Annotated in this window: 20 protein-coding genes and 1 riboswitch; of the genes, 12 read left to right on the top strand and 8 right to left on the bottom strand. The window is 68.1% G+C overall.

All coding sequences use genetic code 11. From position 1 onward, the window contains the following. Window positions 1-38: 38 nt before the first annotated feature. Window positions 39-167: riboswitch (TPP riboswitch) on the bottom strand. A gap of 235 nt (window positions 168-402) precedes the next feature. Beyond that, window positions 403-912, top strand: coding sequence for a TIGR02281 family clan AA aspartic protease (locus tag MKK69_RS28145; RefSeq protein WP_243973462.1), 510 nt, complete (start codon window positions 403-405; stop codon window positions 910-912). Between the two features lie 484 nt (window positions 913-1,396). Then, window positions 1,397-2,524, top strand: coding sequence for a glycosyltransferase (locus MKK69_RS28140; RefSeq protein ID WP_243973597.1), 1,128 nt, complete (start codon window positions 1,397-1,399; stop codon window positions 2,522-2,524). Between the two features lie 95 nt (window positions 2,525-2,619). Here the strand turns inward: MKK69_RS28140 and MKK69_RS28135 are convergent, their stop codons facing one another. From MKK69_RS28135 to dnaG, 3 genes are all read right to left on the bottom strand, one after another. Then, entirely contained in the window at window positions 2,620-3,879 is a 1,260-nt protein-coding gene (locus MKK69_RS28135; RefSeq protein ID WP_243973461.1) for an adenylate/guanylate cyclase domain-containing protein, read from the bottom strand. Between the two features lie 79 nt (window positions 3,880-3,958). Further along, on the bottom strand, window positions 3,959-5,941 hold the full coding sequence (gene rpoD / locus MKK69_RS28130; protein WP_243973460.1) for an RNA polymerase sigma factor RpoD: 1,983 nt from the start codon (window positions 5,939-5,941) through the stop codon (window positions 3,959-3,961). 200 nt (window positions 5,942-6,141) lie between these two features. Then, window positions 6,142-8,034: a DNA primase gene (dnaG, locus tag MKK69_RS28125; RefSeq protein WP_243973459.1), complete on the bottom strand. Its 1,893-nt coding sequence runs from the start codon at window positions 8,032-8,034 to the stop codon at window positions 6,142-6,144. Between the two features lie 212 nt (window positions 8,035-8,246). Here dnaG and MKK69_RS28120 point away from each other — a divergent pair, with 212 nt between their 5' ends. Together MKK69_RS28120 and MKK69_RS28115 are read left to right on the top strand one after the other, a co-directional pair. Next, window positions 8,247-8,525, top strand: coding sequence for a BrnT family toxin (locus MKK69_RS28120; RefSeq protein WP_243973458.1), 279 nt, complete (start codon window positions 8,247-8,249; stop codon window positions 8,523-8,525). A 40-nt stretch (window positions 8,526-8,565) separates the two neighbouring features. Then, window positions 8,566-8,796 (top strand): BrnA antitoxin family protein, encoded by a 231-nt coding sequence (locus MKK69_RS28115; protein WP_243973457.1) that lies wholly within the window; start codon window positions 8,566-8,568, stop codon window positions 8,794-8,796. A 7-nt stretch (window positions 8,797-8,803) separates the two neighbouring features. Here MKK69_RS28115 and MKK69_RS28110 read toward each other — a convergent pair whose 3' ends face one another. Beyond that, window positions 8,804-9,265, bottom strand: coding sequence for a GatB/YqeY domain-containing protein (locus MKK69_RS28110; protein WP_243973456.1), 462 nt, complete (start codon window positions 9,263-9,265; stop codon window positions 8,804-8,806). Between the two features lie 207 nt (window positions 9,266-9,472). Here MKK69_RS28110 and carA point away from each other — a divergent pair, with 207 nt between their 5' ends. Together carA and MKK69_RS28100 are read left to right on the top strand one after the other, a co-directional pair. Further along, complete coding sequence (gene carA / locus MKK69_RS28105) at window positions 9,473-10,705, top strand: glutamine-hydrolyzing carbamoyl-phosphate synthase small subunit (RefSeq protein WP_243973455.1); 1,233 nt, start codon at window positions 9,473-9,475, stop codon at window positions 10,703-10,705. 138 nt (window positions 10,706-10,843) lie between these two features. After that, window positions 10,844-11,221, top strand: coding sequence for a hypothetical protein (locus tag MKK69_RS28100; protein WP_243973454.1), 378 nt, complete (start codon window positions 10,844-10,846; stop codon window positions 11,219-11,221). 31 nt (window positions 11,222-11,252) lie between these two features. Here the strand turns inward: MKK69_RS28100 and MKK69_RS28095 are convergent, their stop codons facing one another. Then, window positions 11,253-11,687: a pseudoazurin gene (locus MKK69_RS28095; protein WP_243973453.1), complete on the bottom strand. Its 435-nt coding sequence runs from the start codon at window positions 11,685-11,687 to the stop codon at window positions 11,253-11,255. Window positions 11,688-11,992: 305 nt separating this feature from the next. Between MKK69_RS28095 and carB the strand changes: the two genes are divergently transcribed. The 6 genes from carB to MKK69_RS28065 all read left to right on the top strand — a co-directional run bounded on the left by carB (window position 11,993) and on the right by MKK69_RS28065 (window position 20,010). Next, the gene (gene carB, locus MKK69_RS28090; RefSeq protein ID WP_243973452.1) at window positions 11,993-15,466 is read left to right on the top strand and encodes a carbamoyl-phosphate synthase large subunit; all 3,474 of its coding nucleotides are present in this window, start codon (window positions 11,993-11,995) and stop codon (window positions 15,464-15,466) included. 90 nt (window positions 15,467-15,556) lie between these two features. Further along, the gene (greA, locus tag MKK69_RS28085) at window positions 15,557-16,033 is read left to right on the top strand and encodes a transcription elongation factor GreA (RefSeq protein WP_243973596.1); all 477 of its coding nucleotides are present in this window, start codon (window positions 15,557-15,559) and stop codon (window positions 16,031-16,033) included. 4 nt (window positions 16,034-16,037) lie between these two features. Continuing rightward, a complete protein-coding gene (locus MKK69_RS28080; RefSeq protein ID WP_243973451.1) occupies window positions 16,038-16,538 on the top strand; it encodes a hypothetical protein in 501 nt (166 codons plus the stop codon). A gap of 279 nt (window positions 16,539-16,817) precedes the next feature. Then, window positions 16,818-17,867, top strand: coding sequence for a mitochondrial fission ELM1 family protein (locus MKK69_RS28075; RefSeq protein WP_243973450.1), 1,050 nt, complete (start codon window positions 16,818-16,820; stop codon window positions 17,865-17,867). A gap of 14 nt (window positions 17,868-17,881) precedes the next feature. Further along, window positions 17,882-18,862 (top strand): thioredoxin-disulfide reductase, encoded by a 981-nt coding sequence (gene trxB / locus MKK69_RS28070; RefSeq protein ID WP_243973449.1) that lies wholly within the window; start codon window positions 17,882-17,884, stop codon window positions 18,860-18,862. Window positions 18,863-19,119: 257 nt separating this feature from the next. Beyond that, on the top strand, window positions 19,120-20,010 hold the full coding sequence (locus tag MKK69_RS28065; RefSeq protein WP_010681976.1) for a LysR family transcriptional regulator: 891 nt from the start codon (window positions 19,120-19,122) through the stop codon (window positions 20,008-20,010). A 16-nt stretch (window positions 20,011-20,026) separates the two neighbouring features. Here MKK69_RS28065 and msrP read toward each other — a convergent pair whose 3' ends face one another. The 3 genes from msrP to MKK69_RS28050 form a co-directional block, all read right to left on the bottom strand. Next, the gene (msrP, locus tag MKK69_RS28060) at window positions 20,027-20,980 is read right to left on the bottom strand and encodes a protein-methionine-sulfoxide reductase catalytic subunit MsrP (RefSeq protein ID WP_243973448.1); all 954 of its coding nucleotides are present in this window, start codon (window positions 20,978-20,980) and stop codon (window positions 20,027-20,029) included. Window positions 20,981-21,121: 141 nt separating this feature from the next. Beyond that, window positions 21,122-22,879, bottom strand: a complete 1,758-nt coding sequence (locus tag MKK69_RS28055) for an AMP-binding protein (protein WP_243973447.1) — start codon at window positions 22,877-22,879, stop codon at window positions 21,122-21,124. A gap of 99 nt (window positions 22,880-22,978) precedes the next feature. Then, complete coding sequence (locus tag MKK69_RS28050; protein WP_243973446.1) at window positions 22,979-23,701, bottom strand: hypothetical protein; 723 nt, start codon at window positions 23,699-23,701, stop codon at window positions 22,979-22,981. Between the last annotated feature and the right edge of the window lie 22 nt (window positions 23,702-23,723).

Raw genomic sequence — 23,723 nt, 5'->3', positions numbered from 1 at the left:
GGGCCCTGTGCTTCGGTGAGAAGCTGTGGCCTGCCTGTCAGGCGGCCGCGGTCCAATCCCTACGCCGGTATGAGCCGGATCAGGTTCGAAGGATTTCCGCGCCGCAAGTCCTGACGGACGTGCCAGCGGTTTCTCAGCCCCTTGCCGGGGATCTCCCTGGAACAGATGCAGATGTGGCGCTACGGCCCGCGCCGGTCAACCCCGCTGCCGGGCCAGCTCCGTCCGGGCCGGCGACAATCGTGGATCGCGGTCACCGATCGGACACCAAGCCGAACGGAATCGGCCTTCCCCCGGCCACTGCCGCAGCCCGCGCGCACGATCCCTTCATGGGTTCGAGGTCTCATCGGCCCGATCTCGGCTCGCGTCCCGGGCGCCGGCACCGACGCACAGAAACGGACTTGCGTGCGCACCATCCTGCTCGTCTGTACGTTCGGCTTCCTGGCCGCCACCGCCGTCCAGAAGCTGCGTGAGCGGTCCCGGACAGAGCCGGTTGCCCATATCATCGCCCCGGCGGTCGAACCGGCACCCGACGCCGGAGCGCCCGCGGGCGTGGCCCTGCAGGCCGGTCGCAACGGCCATTTCCTCGTCACCGTCCTGCTGGATGGCCGCACGCTGCCGATGATGGTGGATACCGGTGCGAGCGCCTGCGCCTTCTCCGAGGAGGATGCCGCGCGGATCGGGATCCGGGTCGGTCCCACCGACTTCACCCGTGTCTGGAACACCGCGAACGGAGCCGTCCGGGTCGCGCCGATCCGGATTGCGGTGATGCAGATCGGCTCGATCACGGTGCGCGACGTGGAGGCGGTGGTGATCCCGCGCGGCCGCCTCAGCACCAGCCTGCTGGGCATGTCGTTCCTACGCCGCCTGCGCGACTTCAGCGTCGCTGGCGCCACGATGACGCTGCGGGGCTGACCGCGCCGGGGCTGCGCCCGGGGGGCCCAGCCGGTGGGGCCATGTCTGCGCGCGCCTCGTCACCGCCCGAAGCGCTGGGCGGGAAGCCTGTCGGGCGTGTTGGCCGCGGGGACCAATGCCCTCCTCCCAAAACTCCGGTTCGGCGCCTCGGGATGAGGGGGGCGTTCGCGTTACAGGGAATGCAGCAGGCGGATCCTCTCCGACCGTGCCGGCCGGGAACCGTGTCCGTCATGGGCGGGCCTGTTTTATGAAACATTTCTGTGTCGTGATCGCTATCTATCAATAATCATCTTTCACGCAGTATTATTTGCCAATAACGTATGATAATCGCTGAACTATTATGCATCCAATAGCAAAATAAACTCTCTGATTTGTGACGCGCGGCGAGCTCAGCTATGAGGTGACAGGTTCGCGCGTGCGACGCACGCACGTATGTTTAGGCGATGCTGGCATGAAAAGATCCGGTCAGACAATCTGCTTGTCGATGATCGTCAAGGACGAGGCGCATGTCATCCGGCGGTGCCTCGATTCCGTCCTCCCAATCATCGATCACTGGGTCATCGTCGACACCGGATCGACGGACGGGACGCAGGATGTCATCCGCGCCGCGATGGCGGACATGCCCGGCAGGCTCGTCGAGCGGCCCTGGGTCGATTTCGCGTTCAATCGGAACGAGGCCCTAAAGCTCGCCCGTCCGCACGCGCAGTACGCGCTCATCATCGACGCCGATGACGAGCTGATCATCCCTCCGGACTTCGTCATGCCGAAGCTTCATGAGGCAGGATACAGGTTCGAGATCGTCGACACCCATACGCGGTACTGGCGTAAACAACTGGTCAGCAGCAAGAAAAACTGGCGTTATCGCGGCGTTCTGCACGAGTTTCTCGAATGCCCTGGGGATCCGGAGACGCCGATCCTCCCCCTCGCGATGCGCCGGGGCGAAGACGGGGCACGCCATCACGACACGACCGCCGATGCCCGCGACATCGCCATCCTGGAACAGGCGCTGGCGGTCGAGAAAGACCCGTTCATGGTCGCGCGGTACACGATGTATCTGGGCAGTACATATGATGCAGCGAAGGACTACCGTAAGGCGCTTGATTGTTTTGTGAAGAGCGCTGAGCTATGTCGATGGAATGAAGAAGTCTATTTCAGCCTGCTGATGGCTGCCGTGAACGCGGAACGCGTCGATGAGCCCGAAGACACGGTGTTGCATCTGTACGATCGGGCGATCCTGGTCCGCCCGGCGCGGGCAGAAGCGCGCCATGGGGCCAGCCGGTATTGCCGGAGTAAGGACAGATTTCCGGAGGGGTTCCGCTATGCCGAGGCGGGCATTGCCCTAACATTGCCGAGCGAAGGCATATCGCTGAATCCCTGGGTCTATGAATATGGAATGCTGGAAGAATATTCAGCCAACGCCTATCATGTCGGCCAATATAACATAAGTCTTCATGCCTGTCTTGAGATATTAAAAAAGCCGAATGTTCCGAACGACGTCGTGGCGCGCTCCTGTGCCCTGGCACGGCGCGCGCTCGCGAGGATGATCGATCCCGTCTGGGGCTGCCGGCAATCAGCCTACAGTTCCGAGTTCGCTCCGGCCTGGCAATTCTGACGGCGTTGGAGTTCGGGGGTGCTGCGCCCACGGTTCCGAAGTCCCGCACGAAACCGCCGTTCTGCTGCCGCGGACGAACCCGTCGCGGCGCGGCCTCAAACCGGTTTGCGGGGGCGCAGGAATTTCGGCTTGAACACGGCCATCGGCTCCCGGAAGCCGTCGAGCACGTGCTCGCCCAGCGGGATCGGGTCGCCCCAGAGGAAATCCACGAACGGTTTCGACATCAGCAGCGGCTCGCCGAGGATGCGGTTGAGCTGTGCGAGGCGGCTGGCCAGGTTCACGTCCCGGCCGATCACGGTGAAGTCGAGCCGGGAGCCCGAGCCGACATTGCCGTAGGCCGCCTCGCCGTGATGCAGGGCGATCCCGGCAGCCACCGGCACCGGGAATTGGCGCAGGGCGTTGGCCTCGTCCAAGGCCGCCAGGGCGTGCTGCGCCGCCGTCAGCGCGCCCTTGGCGGCGCCGCCGAGGTCGTCGCCCGATTCACGGAAGATCGCCAGCAGGCCGTCGCCGAGATATTTCAGCACCTCGCCGCCCTCGCGCTCGATCGGCGGCACCAGGCAGTCGAAGAACACGTTGAGCAGTCCCACCACCTCCTCGGGGCTCATGTCGGCGGAGGTCCGGGTGTAGTCGCGCATGTCGGCGAACAGGATCGCCGAGCGGATCCGCGTGACCTGACCGCGGCGGATATCGCCCGCGAGGATCGCCCGGTGCGGCTCGTCGCCGACATAGAGCCGCAGCACGTGGTCGAGCTGTTTGTTGAGGACGCGCATCTCCATGACGGCGGCCAGCGCCGGCATGACGAAGCGCAGGATCGCGATGTCGTCGGCCCCGAACCCCTCCGGCGAGCGGGTCGCGAAGGTGATGCCGTTCTTGGTGCCGTTGGTGAAGAACAGCGGGGCCACGACGTAGTGGGTGTAGCCTTCCGCCTTCAGGTCCGGGACGATCGCGTAGGCGTCGTCGGACGTCTCGCTGAGGTCCAGGATCAGCCACTCGCCGGTCTCGTGAACTGTGTGGAACGGGCTGTTGAGGTACGCATCGGTTGAGCGGGCACCGTGCGGGAACAATCGAACCGTGGTGCCGCCGTCCCGGGTCCAGATCCGGCCGACGCCGGCATATTCTGAGTGCAGGGTGTCGATGGCCGTGGACGCCCGGTCCACCGGCACGCCGATGGCGATCAGCCGCTCGGCCAGACCGGACAGCATGTCGTCGGCGTTCTGCAGACGCGCGCCTTCGCCCAGCAACCAGTCGCGGATGCCCACGGAGGGTTGGATGGCCCCGAACGGGACATCGTCGGCCTCGGTGCCGTCCGCGAAGGCCGTCGGCACTCCGGGCGTTGGCGGGCGGCGTTCGAGCATGGCGCCAGGTTGAATGCCGCGCGGCGTCGTGACGGCGCGGACGACGGGAAAGCGCCGCGGCAGCGGCCGCGGCGGGGGCTCAATTGTCCAGGAAGCTCCTCAGCTTCCGGCTGCGCGACGGGTGCTTCAGCTTGCGCAGGGCCTTCGCCTCGATCTGACGGATGCGCTCGCGGGTCACCGAGAATTGCTGGCCGACCTCCTCGAGGGTGTGGTCGGTGTTCATGCCGATGCCGAAGCGCATGCGCAGCACCCGCTCCTCGCGCGGCGTGAGCGAGGCCAGAACCCGCGTCGTCGTCTCGCGCAGGTTCGACTGGATCGCCGCGTCGATCGGCAGGACGACGTTCTTGTCCTCGATGAAGTCACCCAGATGGCTGTCCTCCTCGTCGCCGATCGGCGTTTCGAGGGAGATCGGCTCCTTGGCGATCTTCAGAACTTTTCGCACCTTCTCCAAGGGCATGGCCAATTTTTCGGCCAGTTCCTCAGGCGTCGGTTCGCGGCCGATCTCGTGGAGCATCTGGCGCGAGGTGCGGACGATCTTGTTGATCGTCTCGATCATGTGCACCGGGATGCGGATCGTGCGCGCCTGATCGGCGATCGAGCGGGTGATCGCCTGCCGGATCCACCACGTGGCGTAGGTCGAGAACTTGTAGCCGCGCCGGTACTCGAACTTGTCCACGGCCTTCATCAGGCCGATGTTGCCCTCCTGGATCAGGTCCAGGAACTGCAGGCCGCGGTTCGTGTACTTCTTGGCGATCGAGATCACGAGGCGCAGGTTCGCCTCGATCATCTCCTTCTTGGCCTGCCGAGCCTCGCGCTCGCCCTTCTGGACCATGTTGACGATGCGGCGGTACTCGCCGATCTCCAATCCGGTCTCGGAGGCGAGGTCGAGGATCTGGGCGCGCAGGTCGGTGACCTGCCGCGAGCCCTTCTCGACCAGGTTCTTCCAGCCCTTGCCGCCCAGCGTGCCGACACGCTCCATCCAGTTCGGATCGAGCTCGTAGCCCTGGTAGTGACGCAGGAACTCGTCGCGGGCCACGCCGTGGCTCTCGGCAAAGCGCATCAAGCGGCCCTCGTGGCCGATCAGCTGCTTGTTGATCGAGTAGAGCTGCCCGACCAGCGCCTCGATGCGGTTGTTGTTCAGCGACAGGGACTTCACGTCGGCGACGACGATGTCCTTCAGCTCGGCCTGCTTCTGGTTCTGGGCCGGGGTGTTCTTCTCGCCTGCGGCCTTGCGCTCGGTGCCCTCGGTCTGGGACTTGCGCAGCTTGCGGTAATTCGCGGCGATCGCATCGAAGGTCTCGAGGACCCGCGGCTTGATCTCGGCCTCCATCGCGGCGAGCGAGACGTTGTTCTCCAGGTCGTCCTCGTCGTCGCCGCCCTCCGGCGGGGCCGGCGGCTCGCCGTCCTCGGCGGCGTCCTCGCCCTCGGCGATCTGCGGCGCGTTCTTGCCGTCCGGACCGGCATAGGTCGCCTCCAGATCGATGATGTCGCGCAGGAGGACCTTGCCCTCCACGAGCTCGTCCCGCCAGATGATGATCGCCTGGAAGGTCAGCGGGCTCTCGCAGAGGCCCGCGATCATCGCCTCGCGGCCGGCCTCGATGCGCTTGGCGATGGCGATCTCGCCCTCGCGGGAGAGCAGCTCCACGGAGCCCATCTCGCGCAGGTACATCCGCACCGGATCGTCGGTGCGGTCGGTGGGCTCCTTGGTGGTGGTCGCGACCGTCACCGCACGCGCCGGGGCGACCTCGGCGACCTCGCCGCCCTCAGGCTCCTCCTCGTCGCTCTCGGCGGGCTTCTCGCCGGCGGCCTCGTCGGTCTCCTCGGCCTCGACCACGTTGATGCCCATCTCGGACAGCTGCGACAGCACGTCCTCGAGCTGATCCGGGTCGGACTGGCCCTCGGGCAGGACCTCGTTGACCTCCTCGTAGGTCACGTAGCCGCGCTTCTTGGCGAGCTTGACCATCCGCTTGACCGAAGCATCCGTCAGGTCGAGGAGCGGCCCGTCGGTCTGCTGCTCAGGGGCAGCGTCCGTCTCGTCCCGTTCCGTTGCCTTCGTCGCCATGTTCAGCCTATTGTTTCGCACGTGGCGCGTTGCGGAGGCCCTGGCTGGGCCGGTCTACGCCGTCGGCGCCGCTGTAAGAGAACGGCGCCGAATCGCTCCGGTCGCCTGCGTCGGTTTCCGTATGCAAGCCTGAGGCTTGACCGATTGTTAACTATGGCGAGCCGCTCCCTGCCGCCGCCGCCTCCGCCATGACACAGCCGTCACGCGGCCGTCGAGTCACCCGACACCGGCAAGTCGGCCTCAGCCTCGGCGGCGATGACGGTTTCCAGCCTCGCCTTCACTTCGCAGAGCCATGCCCACCCGGCATCGGTCGGATCGTTCTCAAACGCCTGCCGTGCTTCGCGAAGTTCGGTATGTAGCGCGCCTGCCTGCTGGTGCAAGATCATGGCTTGCCGAAGGGCATCCATACGGTGTGCGGGATCCGCGTGCGGAGCCAGCGTCGAGCGGTCCCGCGAGCGGGCGAGGGCCAGGATCCTCTCTGCACCTGCGTTCAGCCCGGCGCGGGTGATGCGGCTCTGCAACACGTTCGGATCGGTGCGCTCGCCCTCGGCCGCGCAGTCCAGGAGAACCGACAGCAGAGCCCGCGCATCCGGGGCCTCGAAGTCCAGATCGCCGATCGCCTCGCCGAATTCCCCGATCATCTCGGGATGCGCCAGCAGCGTGCCGACGATCACCGCCTCCCGGACCGAAGCGGCGCCGGTGAACCCCGCCGAGGCCGTCATCGACGCGCTCGGGCTGCCGGTGATGCGCGGCGAGACCGGTTCGCCGGGCCGTACGAACCGCGTACGGCCGCGGGCACCCGGTCCCGCGGCGACCCGCGCCCCGCGGGGCGACAGGCCGCGAAGCCGCTCCTCGATGTCGTCGCGGTAGTAGCGCCGCACGGTCTCGTCGCGGATGGCCGCGACGGTCGCGCGCAGGGTCTGGGTCAGCCCGGCCCGCCGTTCGGGCGTGTCGACGGGTCCGGATTCCAGGGCGCGCCGCCAGAGCAGCTCGGACAGGGGCAGCGCCGCCTTCAGCACCTGATCGATCGCCCCCGGCCCGCCGGAGCGCAGCAGGTCGTCCGGGTCCTGTCCGCCGGGCAGCAGGGCGATCCGGAGCGAGCGGCCCGGTTCGAGGAGCGGCAGCGCGATGTCGAGCGCCCGGAAGGCCGCACGCTGGCCGGCCTTGTCGCCGTCGAAGCACAGGATCGGCTCGTCGGCGTGGCGCCAGAGCAGGGCGAGCTGATCCTCGGTGAGTGCGGTGCCCAGGGGCGCCACCGTCTCGGGGTGGCCGGCGAGCGTCATGGCGATGACGTCGACGTAGCCCTCGACCGCGATGATCGAGCCGCGCTCGTGCGCGGCCTTCCGGGCGCCGTGGAGGTTGTAGAGCGTCCGGCCCTTGTGGAAGAGCGGCGTCTCAGGGGAGTTCAGGTACTTGGCGCGCACATCCTTCGACAGCGCCCGGCCGCCGAAGGCCACGACCCGGCCGCGCGTGTCGGTGATCGGGAACATCACCCGATCGCGGAAATAATCGTACGGGACCGAGACGCCCTCCCCGGTCGCCAGAAGCCCCATCTCGATCATCAGCGCCTTGTCGACGCCCTGCCCGGCCAGATGATCGCGCAGGGCATAGCGGTCGTTCGGCGCGTAGCCCAGGCGGAAGGCCTGCTGGGTTTCGCGCCCGAGCGCGCGCCGTTCGAGATAGGTGCGGGCCTCGCTGCCCTTGCTCGAGAGCAGCCGCTCCTCGAACCAGCGGGCGGCCATCTCCATCACCTCGATGGCCCCGGCGCGCTTGGTCTCCGCGGCGCGGTTGTCCTCGGTCGGCGCGGGCAGGCTGACGCCCGCCTCCCCGGCCAGCCGCTCGACGGCCTCCGGGAAGCTCAGGCCCTCCGTCTCCATCAGGAAGGTGAAAATGTCCCCGTGCTTCGAGGACGAGAAGCAGTGATAGAACTGCTTCTGGTCGTTCACGTAGAAGGACGGGGTCTTCTCGGCGTTGAACGGCGACAGGCCGCGCCATTCCCGGCCGGCCTTCTTGAGCTGAACCCGCCGCCCCACCACCGAGGAGGCCGGCAGCCGGGCACGGATCTCTTCCAGGATGTGGGACGGATAGCGCACGGGACCTGGGGTCGGCTTCGGGACCGCGTATCCTAGCGTAGTGAAGGGGGTTGAGTCCCGCCCCACGGACGGAGTGATGTCGGGTGGGGATAGCGTGGAGAATGCGCTCTGACCGGCCCTGCAAGCTTCCACAGCTGCGAGTCCGGTGCGATGCGATCGCCGATCCTGTATATACGTTTGTATCGACACAGCCCTGATTCCGGACTATGTACATGCCGGTGGTTGGCTTCGAATGGGATGAGCGCAAGCGGACGCTCAATCTCGAGAAGCACGGTATCGATTTCCGGGACGCGATCGGCGTCTTCGATCATCCCCACCTGACCGTACAGACGATCAGGAATGGCGAAGTCCGGAAGGTCAGCCTTGGTCGGCTCGCGCAGTGCGTGATCGCCGTGGTCTGGACCGATCGGGCTGGCATCATCCGGATCATCTCCGCGCGAGCGGCGAGGCGCAATGAGAGACAAGCCTACACGACGCGCTTCGGAGCGTGAGGGTGCGCGCGGATCAACCGATCTGAACAGGATCGGCGCGATGCGCGATTCGGAGATCGCGGAAGCGGTCGCGGGCGATCCCGATGCCGCGCCCCTCGACATCGACTGGTCGCGCGCCGAGGCAGTGCTGCCACCGCGCAAGGTTCCGGTCTCGATCCGCCTGGATGCCGACGTACTCGCCTACTTCAAGCACGCGGGCACTGGCTATCAGAGCCGAATCAACGCGGTCCTGCGCAGCTACGTCAGGGCGCGGACGGCTCGCGAGCGCTGATCGCTCGTCAGCCCTTCGCGGCGAGCGCGTCCTTCACCAGGCCGCTCGCCTTGCCGAAATCCATCCGCCCCGCGAAGGTGCCCTTCAGGGCGCCGATCACCCGGCCCATGTCCTTCGGGCCGGCGGCGCCGGTCTCCAGGATCGCCGCCTCGACGGCCGCCTTCATCTCGGTCTCGTCCATCTGCTTGGGCAGGAAGCTCTCGATGATTCCGATCTCGGCACGCTCGTTGGCGGCGAGTTCCGGGCGGCCGCCCTGCTCGTAGACGGCTGCCGATTCGGTGCGCTGCTTGATCATCTTCTGGAGGAGCGACAGGATCTCCTCGTCGGCGATCGGATCCTTGCCGTTGCCGCGGGCCTCGATGTCCCGGTCCTTGAGGGCGGCCTGGATCATCCGCACGGTGGCGAGCTTGCCCTTGTCGCCGGCCTTCATGGCCTCCTTCATCTCGGTGGTGAAGCGGGCGCGCAGCATGTCGAGGAACCTTCCAACGGAAAAACGGCGGGCTGGCCTGCGGATTGCGGGTCTTTCGGCTCGTCGGTGTTGAGCCCTGCGGGCCGCAGGGCCACATTGACCCCATCGCGGGCCGCTCGCTAAGAGCGCCGCACACGATCATGCCGCAAGCCGAGAGCGCCGCGTTGCGGCGCCCGCCTTCGGTCGGACATAAGCGAGACTCAGCCCATGCCGCAAGACTCCGCCGCGCATGCCCCCGGGCCCCGGGCCCCCGAGCCCTGGTCGGAGCCCGTCGCCACGGCTCTGCTGGTCCTCGCCGACGGGACCGTTCTCGAAGGCTTCGGCATCGGGCAGACCGGGATCGCGGACGGCGAGGTCTGCTTCAACACGGCGATGACCGGCTACCAGGAGATCCTGACCGATCCGTCCTATGCCGGGCAGATCGTCACCTTCACCTTCCCCCATATCGGGAATGTCGGCACCAACGACGAGGATCTGGAGAGCCTCGGAGCGGCGCCGGCCTCCGGCGTGCGCGGCACGGTCATCGCCTCGGCCGTGACGAAGCCGTCGAGCTGGCGCTCGTCGTCGCATCTCGATGGCTGGCTCAAGGCCCGCGGCATCGTGGGCATCACCGGGGTCGATACGCGGGCACTCACCGCTCGCATCCGCGACCGGGGCATGCCCAACGCCGTGATCGCCAACGATCCGGAGGGCCGGTTCGACCGGGAGGCCCTGAAGGCCCGGGCGGCGGCGCTGGCGCCGATGGAAGGGCTCGACCTCGTGCCGCCGGTGACGAGCCGCGCCGCCTCGGAATGGTCGGAGACCGTGTGGGCGCTGGGCAACGGCTACGGCACGCGCGCGCCGGGCCAGGGCCTGAAGGTCGTGGCCATCGATTACGGGGTGAAGCGCAACATCCTGCGGCTGCTGGCCGAGGCCGGCTGCGACGTCACCGTGGTGCCGGCCACCACCAGCGCCGAGGCAATCCTGGCGATGAAACCGGACGGCGTGTTCCTGTCGAATGGCCCCGGCGATCCGGCGGCGACCGGCGCCTACGCGGTGCCGGTGATCCGCAACCTGCTCGACGCGAAGGTGCCGACCTTCGGGATCTGCCTTGGGCACCAGCTCATGGGCCTCGCGCTCGGCGGCCGGACCGTGAAGATGGGCCAGGGTCACCACGGCGCGAACCATCCGGTGAAGGACAAGACCACCGGCAAGGTCGAGATCGTCTCGATGAACCACGGCTTCGCGGTCGACCCGGCGAGCCTGCCGGCGACCGCCGTGGAGACCCACGTCTCGCTGTTCGACGGATCGAATTGCGGGCTGACGCTGACCGACCGTCCGGCCTTCTCGGTGCAGCACCACCCGGAGGCCTCGCCCGGCCCGCGCGACAGCCACTATCTGTTCGAGCGCTTCGTCACGCTGATGCGCGCGGGCGAGCCCGAGACGGTGAAGCCTGCCTGACCGGATCCCCGGCGCGATCCCAATCGGGCCGCGCCCGGGCCATAAAATCCGCCGAATCCGCCGGCTTAAGAACACCCACGACGGCCAGAGAGCGGCGGCGCATCCGCGCCGGCCGGCTCCGTCGCAGGGGAATGCCGGATGACCATCGACGAGGCACGCGACGATTTCTCCCGCCTGCACCGCACCTTCACGGTCCATCTCGGTATCGCGGTCGGCCTGTCGTGGCTGACGGCTCTCTACGCCGCCGTCTACGCCCCCTGGGTGCGCAACATCCGGGCGCTGATCGACCCGACCGGCGGCCTCGACCGCGTCGAGAGCACGGTGTCGTACCTGTTCGCCCTGCCGGCCGTCCTCGCCCTCGCCTGGGTCTCCGTGTATTTCGGCCGCGAGGCCCTGCGCCGGGCGCAGACGCTCCCCAACGTCGCCCTGGAATTCGCTGCCGCCGCCGTGGTCGCCTTCGGGATCTTCTATCTTTCCATCGACCGGGCGTTGGCCGCGCTCTACGCCGGCTTCTGAGGAGGGGTGGCCTGCGCCACCCCCGGCACCGCTACCGCACCTGCTCGAACAGGGGCTCGAAGCGCTTGGCAGCGAGCTTGCCGTGCTGCGCCGCCTTGGCGGTCTCCAGGTTCTCCGGCCTGTCGCCGACCTCGATCAGCCCGACCATGCCCATGATGTAGTGCGGCGAACACTTGAAGCCGTAGAGGCCGGGCTTTTCGAAGGTCACGGTCTCCTCCTTGCCGACCACGGTCTTGAAGGTCGGCGCGCCCTCGGGCGCCATGCCCCTGATGAGTTCGGCGTTGTGTCCCTTGTCGGCCGGTACGAACCGAACCGTGTCGCCGGGCTGAATCTTCACGAAGGCCTGATCGAAGACCATCATCCCGCCCGGGCCGCTGTTGAGCGTCTTGATGGAGACTTCCGTGGCGTGAACCGCTGTCGCTGCGGCGAACGCAAGCACCGCGGCGCTGACCGTTTTCCTGATCATCGTCTATCTCGAATTGGTCTCGTTTGAATCGACGGGACCGTCGATCGGTCGACCTTTACGGATCTGGAAAAGACTCGGCAATACGATGCATGCGGACTCAAAGACTTGAGAATTGTTCGAGTCTGGGCTGACCAAGCGATCCGCGGGCTGCGGCGCCGGGGAACGCGCAGGCCGACCCCGGTCTTTCAAAGCGCCCGAGGCCCGTGTAAACGCGGCGCTCAACGACAATCCCGCCACGCGCGTCCGAAAGCAGGGCCGAGACCGGCCGTGCCTGATCGGATACGCATGGCCTGACAAGGCCGCAGATGCCCAAGCGCACCGACATCTCCTCGATCCTGATCATCGGTGCGGGGCCGATCATCATCGGGCAGGCCTGCGAGTTCGACTATTCCGGGACCCAGGCCTGCAAGGCGCTGCGGGAAGAGGGCTACCGGATCGTCCTGGTCAACTCGAATCCCGCGACCATCATGACCGACCCGGACATGGCGGACGCGACCTATGTCGAGCCGATCACCCCGGAGATCGTCGCCAAGATCATCGAGAAGGAGCGCCCCGACGCGATCCTGCCGACGATGGGCGGCCAGACCGCGCTGAACTGCGCGCTGTCGCTCCAGAAGATGGGCGTGCTGGCCAAGTACGGCGTCCAGATGATCGGCGCCACCGCCGATGCCATCGACAAGGCCGAGGACCGGCACCTGTTCCGCGACGCCATGACCAAGATCGGGCTCGACACCCCGAAATCGGCGCTCGCCAACGCCTCCGCGGCCAAGAAGGCGGACCGGGAGAAGTATCTCGCCGAGATCGCCCGCATCGAGGCCGCCGACACCGATCCCGCGGCGCGCCAGGCGGCGCTGACCGCCTTTGAGAAGAGCTGGGCGGTCGGTGAGACCGACCGGCGCAAGCGCTACGGCGAGCACGCCATCGGCCAGGCCCTCATGGCGCTGGCCGAGGTCGGGTTGCCGGCGATCATCCGCCCGTCCTTCACCATGGGCGGCACCGGCGGCGGCATCGCCTACAACCGTGAGGAATTCCTCGACATCGTCGAGCGCGGCATCGATGCCTCGCCGACCAACGAGGTGCTGATCGAGGAGAGCGTGCTCGGCTGGAAGGAGTACGAGATGGAGGTCGTCCGGGATCGGAACGACAACTGCATCATCGTCTGCTCCATCGAGAACATCGATCCGATGGGCGTGCATACCGGTGATTCGATCACCGTGGCGCCTGCGCTGACGCTCACCGACAAGGAATACCAGGTGATGCGCGACGCCTCCCTGGCGGTGCTGCGCGAGATCGGCGTCGAGACCGGCGGCTCGAATGTGCAATTCGCGATCAACCCCGAGAACGGCCGGATGATCGTGATCGAGATGAACCCGCGCGTCTCACGCTCCTCGGCGCTGGCGTCAAAGGCCACCGGCTTCCCGATCGCCAAGGTCGCGGCCAAGCTCGCGGTCGGCTACACCCTCGACGAGATCGCCAACGACATCACCGGCGGCGCGACCCCGGCCTCGTTCGAGCCGACGATCGACTACGTGGTCACAAAGATCCCGCGTTTCGCCTTCGAAAAGTTCCCGGGCGCCGAACCGACTCTGACCACCGCCATGAAGTCGGTGGGCGAGGCCATGGCGATCGGCCGCTGCTTCGCGGAATCCCTCCAGAAGGCCCTGCGCTCCCTGGAGACGGGGCTGACCGGCCTCGACGACATCGAGATCGAGGGCCTCGGCAAGGGCGACGACCACAACGCCATCAAGGCGGCCATCGGCACGCCGACCCCGGACCGGCTCCTGAAGGTCGCGCAGGCCCTGCGGCTGGGCGTCAGCCACGAGCAGGTCTACGCCTCCTGCAAGATCGACCCGTGGTTCCTGGAGCAGCTCCAGGCGATCATCGACCTCGAGAACCGGGTCAAGGCCCACGGCCTGCCGACGACGCCCGGCGCCTTCCGCCAGCTCAAGGCGGCCGGCTTCTCGGACGCCCGCCTCGCCGTGCTCGCCCGCACCGACGAGGCCGCGGTCAGCGCCGCCCGTCGGGCGCTCGCGGTGCGGCCGGTCTTCAAGCGGATCGACACCTGCGCGGCCGAATTCAAGTCGCCCACCGCCTACATGTACTCGACCTACGTGGCGCCCTTCGCGGGCGCGGTGGTGGACGAGGCGCAGCCGACCGGGGCCAACAAGATCATCATCCTAGGCGGCGGCCCGAACCGGATCGGCCAGGGCATCGAGTTCGACTATTGCTGCTGCCACGCCTGCTACGCGCTGTCGGAGGCCGGCTACGAGACCATCATGGTCAATTGTAATCCGGAGACGGTCTCGACCGACTACGACACCTCGGACCGGCTCTACTTCGAGCCGCTGACCGCTGAGGACGTGCTGGAGATCATCGAGACCGAGCGGCAGGCCGGGACCCTGCACGGCGTCATCGTACAGTTCGGCGGCCAGACCCCGCTGAAGCTCGCCCGGGCGCTCGAGGCCGCCGGCGTGCCGATCCTCGGCACCTCGCCGGACGCCATCGACCTCGCCGAGGACCGCGACCAGTTCAAGCGGCTCCTCGACAAGCTGGGGATGAAGCAGCCCAAGAACGGCATTGCCTATTCGGTGGAGCAAGGACGCCTGGTCGCCGCCGATCTCGGCCTGCCCTTCGTGGTCCGCCCGAGCTACGTGCTCGGTGGCCGCGCCATGGCGATCATCCGCGACGAGACCCAGTTCGCCGACTATCTGCTCGACACCCTGCCGAGCCTGATCCCCTCGGAGGTCAAGGCCCGCTACCCGAACGACAAGACCGGCCAGATCAACACGGTCCTGGGCAAAAACCCGCTCCTGTTCGACCGCTACCTGTCGGACGCCGTGGAGGTCGATGTCGACGCGGTCTGCGATGGCAAGGACGTGTTCATCGCCGGCATCCTGGAGCACATCGAGGAGGCCGGCATCCATTCCGGCGACTCGGCCTGCACGCTGCCGCCGCGCTCGCTCTCCCCCGAGATCATGGCCGAGCTGGAGCGGCAGACCAAGGCCATGGCCCTGGCGCTCAACGTCGTCGGCCTGATGAACGTGCAATACGCCATCAAGGACGGGGCCATCTACGTCCTGGAGGTGAACCCCCGGGCCTCGCGCACGGTCCCGTTCGTCGCCAAGGTGATCGGTGAGCCGATCGCCAAGATCGCCGCCCGGGTCATGGCGGGGGAGCCGCTGGCCACCTTCGGCCTGAAGCCGAAGACCCTGCCGCACATCGCCGTGAAGGAAGCCGTGTTTCCCTTCGCGCGGTTCCCGGGCGTCGACGTGCTGCTCGGGCCGGAGATGCGCTCCACCGGCGAGGTGATCGGTCTGGACACGAGCTTCGGGGTCGCCTTCGCCAAGAGCCAGCTCGGCTCGGGCACGCAGGTGCCTAAGGCCGGCGCTGTGTTCGTGTCGGTGCGCGATGCCGACAAGGTCCGCATCCTGCCGACCATGAAGCTCCTGTCCGATCTCGGCTTCTCAATCCTGGCGACCGGCGGCACGCAGCGCTTCCTCGTGGAGAACGCCGTCCCGGCCGAGCGGATCAACAAGGTCCTCGAAGGGCGGCCGCACGTGGTCGACGCCATCAAGAACGGCGGCATCCAGCTCGTCCTCAACACCACCGAGGGGGCGGGCGCACTCTCGGATTCGCGGTCGCTCCGGCGCGCCGCCCTCTTGCATAAGGTGCCGTATTACACCACTCTAGCTGGCGCGATGGCCGCGGCCGAGGGGATCAAGGCCTATCTAGAAGGCGATCTCAAGGTCCGCGCGTTGCAGGAATACTTTGCGGCCTGAGCCTCAGGGTTCCGCTGACTTAATCTCGTGGCCCGGAGGGAGTGCTACACTCTCGGCCGGGCCTCTTCATTGTGGCGCGAGACGATGACGATAGACAAGGTTCCGATCACGGTGCGTGGTTTCGCAGCCCTCGAAGAGGAGCTGAAACACCGCCAGCAGGTGGAGCGCCAGCGCATCGTGGCGGCCATCGCTGAGGCCCGCGCGCACGGAGACCTGTCGGAAAACGCCGAATATCACGCCGCCAAGGAAGCTCAGTCCCACAACGAGGGGCGCGTCATCGAGCTGGAGAGCATGATCGCGCGTGCCGAGATCATCGACGTGGCGAAGCTGTCCGGCGACAAGATCAAGTTCGGCGCCACCGTGAAGCTCGTGGACGAGGACACGGAGGAGGAGAAGACCTACCAGATCGTCGGCGAGCCCGAGGCCGACGTGCATGCGGGGCGCGTCTCGATCACCTCGCCGATCGCCCGGGCGCTGATCGGCAAGGGCGTCGGGGACACCGTCGAAGTCACGACGCCGGGCGGAGGCAAGTCCTACGAGGTCGTGGCCGTCCGGTTCGGCGGCTGAGCGCATGGGCCCGCGTTTTCGGGGCCGGCTCGCCGGGTTGATCCTCCTCGCCGCCGCGGGCTCCGCGGCGGCGGATGACTTTCCGGCGACCGCCCGGTTTTCCGATATCCGCGTCGACGTGCGACCCTTGCGCGACAAGGGCGCGGGTCTGCAGGCGGAGGCGTTGGCCACCGACTTGACCGAGGCCCTGCGCAGGACGTTCGCGGATCGGATCGGGGGGCGAGGACCGCGCCTCGTCGTGGTGGTGAGCGGCCTGTCGCTGCGGCCCTATGTCGGCAGCGGCGCCCGTCATGGCTCGGGTGGCAACTTCCAGACCGATTACCTGGAAGGCGAGGCGTTGCTCATCGGGCAGACGGGGCAGATCCTCGGGCGACACCCGCAGATGACCGCGACGCCGTCGAGCTACGGCGGCGCGTGGTACGATCCGCAATTCGAGGGGCGTCGGCTGGCAGCGATCGCCGACATCTTTGCCCAGTGGCTCGCGCGGGATCTCCCGCGGGATTAGGTGTGCTTTGCCGACAGACGTTGCCAAGGCAGGCGAGATGCGGCGATGCGGGATGTCTTCAGGTGAAGTTCGCCATTCCACCACCTCATCCTGGGGTGCCGGAGCGCAGCGGAGGCCTCCAGCTGGCCGCGCGATTTGTGCAGCCCTCCTTCGTGGCCCGCTGACGCGGTCACGTCAGGATGAGGGGAAGGGATGGGATCGAGGGGCCGATCTCGGAATGCGGTGCGCCGGCGGTCGGGCTTGGCACCGGAGCAGAAGCGGGTTTCCTGAGCGAGGGGCATGGCAAGCATCGACGTGACGGAGGCGAAATCCGCCCTGCGCAACCGGCCGGAGGCGCGATCCGAACTCCTGCCCGAGCTCGCGCGCGCCCGCGCCTGGATCGTCACGGACGGCAAGGCCGGCGACGAGAACCAGTGCGTCGGGATCGCCGAGACGCTGGGCCTCGACTTCGAGATCCGGCAGGTCCCCGCGTCCGGGCCGTTCGGCTGGATGGCGCCCTGGGGGCCCATCGACCCGCGGGAGGGACCCCGTCGCCGCGCCGGCGCTTTGGCGGGGCCCTATCCCGACCTCTTGATCGCCTCCGGGCGCCGGGCCGTGCCCTATCTCCGGGCGGTTCGGAACGCCACCGGCGGCCGCACCTTCACGGCCTTCCTCAAGGACCCGCGCACGGGCGAGGACAGCGCCGATTTCATTTGGGTTCCGGATTACGACGACCTGCGCGGTCCCAACGTCTTCACGACGCTCACAGCCCCGCATCTCGTCACCGCGGCGCGCCTGGCCGCGGCCCGCGCCCGCCCCGATCCGCGGCTCGCGCGCCTCGACGGGCCGCGGGTGGCGGTCCTGGTCGGCGGCGACAGCCGGCATCTGAGCTACCGCAAGACCGACATGATCCGCCTCGTGGGGGATCTGCACGGGCTGGTGGCGCAGGGCTGCCGTCTCATGGTGACGATCTCCCGCCGCACCCCGGACCCGCTCCGGAACGCCGTGAAGGCCCTCGCCGCCGACACGGGCGGGTTCCTCTGGGACGGGACCGGGGACAACCCCTACGTCGCCATGCTGGCGTTGGCCGAGGCGATCGTGGTCACCTCGGACTCCGCCAACATGGTGAGCGAGGCGGTGGCGACCGGTGCGCCGGTCCTGCTCTTCGACCTGCCGCGCACCTATATCCGCCATCGGCGGATGTTCGCCGGTCTGGCCATCGCCGGAGCGCTGCGGCCGTTCACCGGTCAGTTGGTGGACCTGACGTACAAGCCCATCGACGCGACGCCGGTGATCGCGCAGGCGCTGGCCGATGCCTATGCCGCACGCCGCACGGCCGATCGCGCCTGAGGAGACCGAGAGAGATGCCCCACACGCATGCCAAGCTGGTGATCGTCGGCTCGGGTCCGGCCGGTTACACGGCGGCGATCTATGCAGCCCGCGCCATGGTCGAGCCGCTGCTGATCTCGGGTTTCCAGCCGGGCGGCCAGCTCATGATCACCACCGATGTGGAGAACTACCCGGGCTTCGCCGAGGCGATCCAGGGGCCCTGGCTGATGGAGCAGATGCGGCTGCAGGCCGAGCACGTCGGCACCCGCATCGTGTCGGAGTACATCACGAAGGTCGATCTCGAGCAGCGGCCGTTCCGGCTGGAGGCCGATTCGGGCGAGACCTATTCCTGCGACGCGCTGATCATCGCCACGGGTGCCCTGGCCAAATGGCTCGGGATCCCCTCCGAGGCGACGTTTCAGGGCGGCGGCGTCTCGGCCTGCGCCACCTGCGACGGATTCTTCTTCCGCGGCAAGGAGGTGGTGGTGGTCGGCGGCGGCAACACCGCGGTCGAGGAGGCGCTCTACCTCGCCAACATCGCCAGCAAGGTGACCGTGGTCCACCGCCGCGATTCGTTCCGGGCCGAACGGATCCTGCAGGAACGCCTGTTCAAGCATCCGAACGTCACCGTGCTGTGGCATCGGGAGATCGCCGAGATCTGCGGCGTGCAGAAGCCAGCGCCGAGCGTCACCCATGTCCGTCTTCAGGACCCGCGCACGGGTGCGATCGACGAGGTGAAGGCCGACGGCGTGTTCGTGGCGATCGGACACCAGCCGGCGACCGCGATCTTCGAGGGGCAACTGCCGATGCGCCACGGCGGCTACCTCACCGTGAAGCCCGGCACCACGGAGACCGAGATTCCGGGTGTGTTCGCCGCGGGGGACGTCACGGACGACGTCTACCGTCAGGCGATCACCGCCGCCGGCATGGGCTGCATGGCTGCACTCGAAGCGGAGAAGTTCCTGGCCAATCTGGAGATCGGCGAGGATCCGATCCGGGCAGCCGCGGCCGAGTAGAATCCCGCCGGCGGAGTGCGACCGGTACCGGTGCACCGGTATTTTCACAAATCCCCAGCCGGTGCTTGCGCGCGACCATGCACCGTGTGCATAGGAGTGCCGACTGCGCCGGGATGCTGCGCTTGCATTCCCACGCGGTGACGCGCGCGGATGTCCGCGTTCGACGCCGTGCCGGTCGCCCGGTGAACCGCCCGATGCGCCGCGTGCCGGACTGGCCGGGATGCGGCCCCGGGCACGCGCTGGTAGGGGTTCAGGCCTTGGATTGGGATAAGATCCGGATCTTCCTCAACGTCGCGGAGGCCGGCAGCTTCACGAAGGCGGGCGACGACATCGGCCTCAGCCAGTCGGCGGTGAGCCGTCAGATCAGTGCCCTCGAACGTGAGCTCAAGGCGCCGCTGTTCCACCGCCATGCGCGGGGTCTGCTGCTGACCGAACAGGGCGACCTGCTGTTCCGGGCGGCGCGGGACATGAAGCTGCGCCTGGAAAACACCCGCGCGCGGCTCGTGGAAACTTCGGAGCGGCCGACCGGTGACCTCAAGGTCACCACGACGGTCGGGCTCGGAACGTCCTGGCTGTCGCAGCGCGTGGGCGAGTTCCTCGACCTCTACCCGGACGTGCGCATCGAGCTGATCCTCACCAACGAGGAACTCGATCTCGCCATGCGCGAGGCCGACGTGGCGATCCGCATGCGCCGCCCGGCCCAGCCGGACCTGATCCAACGCCGGTTGTTCACGGTGCATTACCATGCGTTCGCGAGCCAGGATTACGTCAAGCGCTTCGGCGAACCCAAGACGATCGAGGACCTCGATGACCATCGCCTCGTGTCGTTCGGCGGCAACGAGCCGTCATACCTGCTCGCCGCCCATTGGCTGGCCGATGCCGGGCGCGACGGCCGCGAGCGGCGCCACGTCCACCTGACGGTGAACAATATCGGCGCCCTCCAGCGCGCCATGGAGGCGGGCGCCGGAATCGGGATCCTGCCCGACTACGCGGTGGACGGGGACCAGCAGCTCGTGCAGGTCCTGCGCGAGACCGAGATGCCGAGCCTGGAGAGCTACCTCGTCTACGCCGAGGAGATGCGCTCCGTCGCGCGGGTCCAGGCGTTCCGTGACTTCCTGGTCTCGAAGGCCCAGCGCTGGACCTACTGAGCGGCGCGGGGGCGGCTCAGACGAACAGCCGCTCGCCCTCCAGGCCCTTGTACAGCCCCGCGACCTGATCGCCGTAGCCGTTGTAGATCAGGGTCGGCACGCGCTGGTCGGTCCCGAGCACCCGCTCGCTCGCCTGGCTCCAGCGGGGATGCGGCACCGCCGGGTTCACGTTGGCCCAGAATCCGTACTCCGAGGCCTGCAGGCCCTCCCAGAAGGTCTTGGGCCGGTCGGCGGTGAACGAGATCTTCACCAGCGACTTCGCGGATTTGAAGCCGTATTTCCACGGCACGGCGACCCGGATCGGAGCGCCGAACTGGTTCGGCAGCGGCTTGCCGTAGATGCCGGTCACCACGAAGGCGAGATCGTTGCCGGCCTCCGCCAGGGTCAGTCCCTCGGTGTACGGCCAGGGGTAGAAGAACGCCCGCTGGCCCGGGGCCATGGCCTTGTCCATGAAGGTCTCGAACCGGATGTACTTCGCCCCCGAACTCGGCTTGGCGAGGGCCACCAGCTTCGCGAGCGGGAAGCCGGTCCAGGGCACCGCCATCGACCACGCCTCGACACAGCGGTGGCGATAGAGCCGTTCCTCCAGGCCGACCTTCCGGATCAGGTCGTCGACGCCGATCTCGAACGGCTTCTCGACGAGACCGTCGATCTTCAGGGTCCAGGGCTGGGTCTTGAGCGCATTCGCGGCCGGGAGCACGGTCTTGGATGTGCCGAACTCGTAGAAATTGTTGTAATCGGCGCTGAATCGTTCGGGCGTGACCGGTCGATCGAGGGTGTAGGCCGGGTTCTGCTGAGCCGGGTAGAGCGGCTGATCGCCCCCCGCCGCCCATGCTGCGCGGCTGCCGAGCAGCGAACCGGCGGCCAGGGCGGCCGCGCCGCCGATCAGCGTGCGGCGGTTCAGGAACAAGGATTCGGGCGTGGCGAGGTGCTCGGGGATCTCCCATCCGCGCCTGGTCTTGATCAGCATGGTCGCCTCCTCGCATCCTCGGCGCGAACAGCCCACAGATCGGCCCGGGCCGACAGGGACGCAAGCGCCGCAGTCTCACCTTTCGGCGAGCGGGGTTGGGCAGTTACCTGCGTCGGGCCGCGTCCGGCGGTCGCGGGCCGGTCAGGCCTCCGGGGTCCCGTCGCGCAGCACCCGGCGCAGCACCTTCCCGACATTGGTCTTGGGCAGCGTGTCGTGGAGCACGACCCGGCGGGGCACCTTGTAGCCGGTGAGCTGCGTGCGCGCGTAGGCACGCAGGGCCTCGAGCGCGACGGTTGGATCCTTCAGGACGACGTGGGCGACGACCATCTCGCCGGTCTCCTCGCTCGGCGCCCCGACGACGGCGCATTCGAGCACGTTGGGATGGGCGGCGAGCACCTCCTCCACCTCGTTCGGGTAGACGTTGAACCCGGAGACGAGGATCATGTCCTTCATCCGATCGACGATCTTGAACTGGCCGTCCGGGAGCATCACGGCGACGTCGCCGGTGCGGAAGAAGCCGTCCGCCGTCAGGGCGCGCGCGGTCTCCTCCGGGCGGTTCCAGTAGCCGCGCATCACCTGCGGACCGCGCACGCAGATCTCCCCCGGCTGCCCGGGCGGGACCGCCCGGCCGGCCGCGTCGCGGATCGAGACCTCGGTCGACGGCAGCGGGAAACCGATGGTGCCGGAGAAGTCGCGCATCCCACGCGGATTCACGCAGACGACCGGGGAGGTCTCCGACAGGCCGTAGCCCTCGATGATCGTGTTGCCGGTCAGCGCCTTCCAGCGCTCGGCCACCGCCCGCTGGACCGCGGTGCCGCCGCCGACCACGAAATCGAGCTTCGAGAAGTCCACCGTCCCGATTTTCGGGTGGTTGATCAGCACGTTGAACAGCGTGTTCACGCCCATGAGGTGGGTGAAGCGCGTTTGGCTCAGCGTCTTGACCATGCCGTCGCAATCCCGCGGGTTGGGGATGAGCAGGCACGATCCGCCGCTGCGCATGAATTGGAAGAAGCACGCGGTGAGCGCGAAGATGTGGTAGAGCGGCAGCGCCGTGACGCAGCAGCGCGGGACGCTCGGATCCTTCGAGTCGAACCAGAGCTGCGACTGCTCGACATTCGCCATGATGTTGCGGTGACTCAGCATCGCCGCCTTCGCGATGCCGGTCGTGCCGCCGGTATATTGCAGGAAGGCGAGATCCTCCGAACCGACCGAGGCCGCGGCCCGGGGCAGTCCCCGCGCGCGCCGCAGAACGGTGGCGAAAGGGACCGCGAGACCCTCCGGCAGCCGGAACGGCGGCACCGCCTTGCGCACGTGCCGGCTGGCGAGATTGACGACGCGGCCCTTCAGGCCGAGGCCGTCGCCGGGCCCGACGAGGACGACCCGGTCGAGGGCGAGGTCCGACAGGGTGGCGGCGACCGTGGCGCCGAAATTCTCCAGCACGAGCAGGATCCGCGCCCCGGAATCCGCGATCTGCTGCGTGAGCTCCCGGGGGGTGTAGAGTGGATTGGTGTTCACGACCGTGCCGCCCGCGAGCAGCACGCCGAAGATCGCCACCGCGTAGGCGGGCACGTTCGGCAGCATGATGGCGACGCGGTCACCCTTCGACAGCCCCTCGGCCCGGAGCCAAGCCGCAAGGTCGCGGGCCTGCCGGCCCAGGGTCGCGTAGGTCAGGGTCGAGCCGAAGCACAGCATCGCCGGCCGGTCGGCGAAGGCGGTCACGCTGGTCTCGAACAGGTCGACCAGGGTCCCGAGCCGCGCCGGATCGATCTCCGCCGGGACCCTGCGGGGATACGCATCGAGCCAGGGACGGTCCGGTGAGCCCGCCTCGATCGACGCGCCCGTCGTCGACCGCGACGTGGCCGCTTGAGCGCCGTGCGCGATCACGTTCGCCTCATCCATCGCGAAGCCTCCCTCGGGCCCGACTCTCGACGGCCGAGTCCCTCAACGCAGAACGCGCCGACTCTGCGGGAACGACGGGCGCCCCGCAAGGCGCGGCGCTCAGGCGGCTGGACGAAGTCGGCGCGCTGTCGTCAGCAGGGCGTGCGGCAGCGCGGCGGCGACCAGCAGCAATGCGGCGAGGCCGGTCTCCTCGGGCCGGAGGGCCCGGCGCGGCCAGGGGCCGAGCCCCAGAGGGCCGGAGAGACCCAGCACGATGGCACCGAACCAGAGGGTCAGGAAGGCGAGCGCCCCGGCGCCCAGCCGCCTCAGCCGCGGCCGCAGCGGGCGATTCGCCGTGAATGCGGCCACGCCCGCGACGCCGCCGAACAGGGCCGCCGCCACCCCGGCCCCGAGCCCGTAGGCGAGCCACAGGGGCTGATGTGTCAGGTAGGCCATCCCACCGGTGGCGAAGCCCGCCCGCAGGATCACCCCGCCGAAGGTCGGATACAGCCCCGCCAGGGCCAGGATCACCGCGCCGGCGACACCGAACACGATGCGGCGCGCGCCGGAGGCCGGACCCGGTTCCGCCGCCACGCGGGCCAGATGCGCGAGCCCGTAGACCAGTGCGAAGGCGAAGAGCGGGTAACGCCCGGCGAAGAATCCGAAGACCCAGGGCTCGACAGTCTCCGGCATCGCCGAGCGCTGGCTGAAGCCGGTGACCGCCACCAGCACCAGCGCGGCCAGCATCGCCAGGATCGGAGCGGACGCCGCGAGCAGCGCGCCCCCCGGGCGCGCACCACCCCGACCCGGATCGGGCACGGTTCTCGGGGGGGCGGGCTTCATGCCGGGCACGCGATCCGATCGG

This window comes from Methylobacterium sp. J-026 (genome assembly GCF_022829585.1).
Classification (GTDB): Bacteria; Pseudomonadota; Alphaproteobacteria; order Rhizobiales; family Beijerinckiaceae; genus Methylobacterium.
The sequence above is the reverse complement of the archived record's forward strand: the minus strand, read 5'-3'. Positions and strand labels throughout refer to the sequence as shown.

Bases quoted from the DNA above. Each gene is read 5' to 3' on its own strand.
- MKK69_RS28140 (WP_243973597.1), top strand. From the start codon at position 1,397: ATGATCGTCAAGGACGAGGCGCATGTCATCCGGCGGTGCCTCGATTCC.
- MKK69_RS28135 (WP_243973461.1), bottom strand. From the start codon at position 3,879: ATGCTCGAACGCCGCCCGCCAACGCCCGGAGTGCCGACGGCCTTCGCG.
- rpoD (WP_243973460.1), bottom strand. From the start codon at position 5,941: ATGGCGACGAAGGCAACGGAACGGGACGAGACGGACGCTGCCCCTGAG.
- MKK69_RS28120 (WP_243973458.1), top strand. From the start codon at position 8,247: ATGCCGGTGGTTGGCTTCGAATGGGATGAGCGCAAGCGGACGCTCAAT.
- MKK69_RS28115 (WP_243973457.1), top strand. From the start codon at position 8,566: ATGCGCGATTCGGAGATCGCGGAAGCGGTCGCGGGCGATCCCGATGCC.
- MKK69_RS28110 (WP_243973456.1), bottom strand. From the start codon at position 9,265: ATGCTGCGCGCCCGCTTCACCACCGAGATGAAGGAGGCCATGAAGGCC.
- carA (WP_243973455.1), top strand. From the start codon at position 9,473: ATGCCGCAAGACTCCGCCGCGCATGCCCCCGGGCCCCGGGCCCCCGAG.
- MKK69_RS28100 (WP_243973454.1), top strand. From the start codon at position 10,844: ATGACCATCGACGAGGCACGCGACGATTTCTCCCGCCTGCACCGCACC.
- MKK69_RS28095 (WP_243973453.1), bottom strand. From the start codon at position 11,687: ATGATCAGGAAAACGGTCAGCGCCGCGGTGCTTGCGTTCGCCGCAGCG.
- carB (WP_243973452.1), top strand. From the start codon at position 11,993: ATGCCCAAGCGCACCGACATCTCCTCGATCCTGATCATCGGTGCGGGG.
- MKK69_RS28080 (WP_243973451.1), top strand. From the start codon at position 16,038: ATGGGCCCGCGTTTTCGGGGCCGGCTCGCCGGGTTGATCCTCCTCGCC.
- MKK69_RS28075 (WP_243973450.1), top strand. From the start codon at position 16,818: ATGGCAAGCATCGACGTGACGGAGGCGAAATCCGCCCTGCGCAACCGG.
- trxB (WP_243973449.1), top strand. From the start codon at position 17,882: ATGCCCCACACGCATGCCAAGCTGGTGATCGTCGGCTCGGGTCCGGCC.
- msrP (WP_243973448.1), bottom strand. From the start codon at position 20,980: ATGCTGATCAAGACCAGGCGCGGATGGGAGATCCCCGAGCACCTCGCC.
- MKK69_RS28055 (WP_243973447.1), bottom strand. From the start codon at position 22,879: ATGGATGAGGCGAACGTGATCGCGCACGGCGCTCAAGCGGCCACGTCG.
- MKK69_RS28050 (WP_243973446.1), bottom strand. From the start codon at position 23,701: ATGAAGCCCGCCCCCCCGAGAACCGTGCCCGATCCGGGTCGGGGTGGT.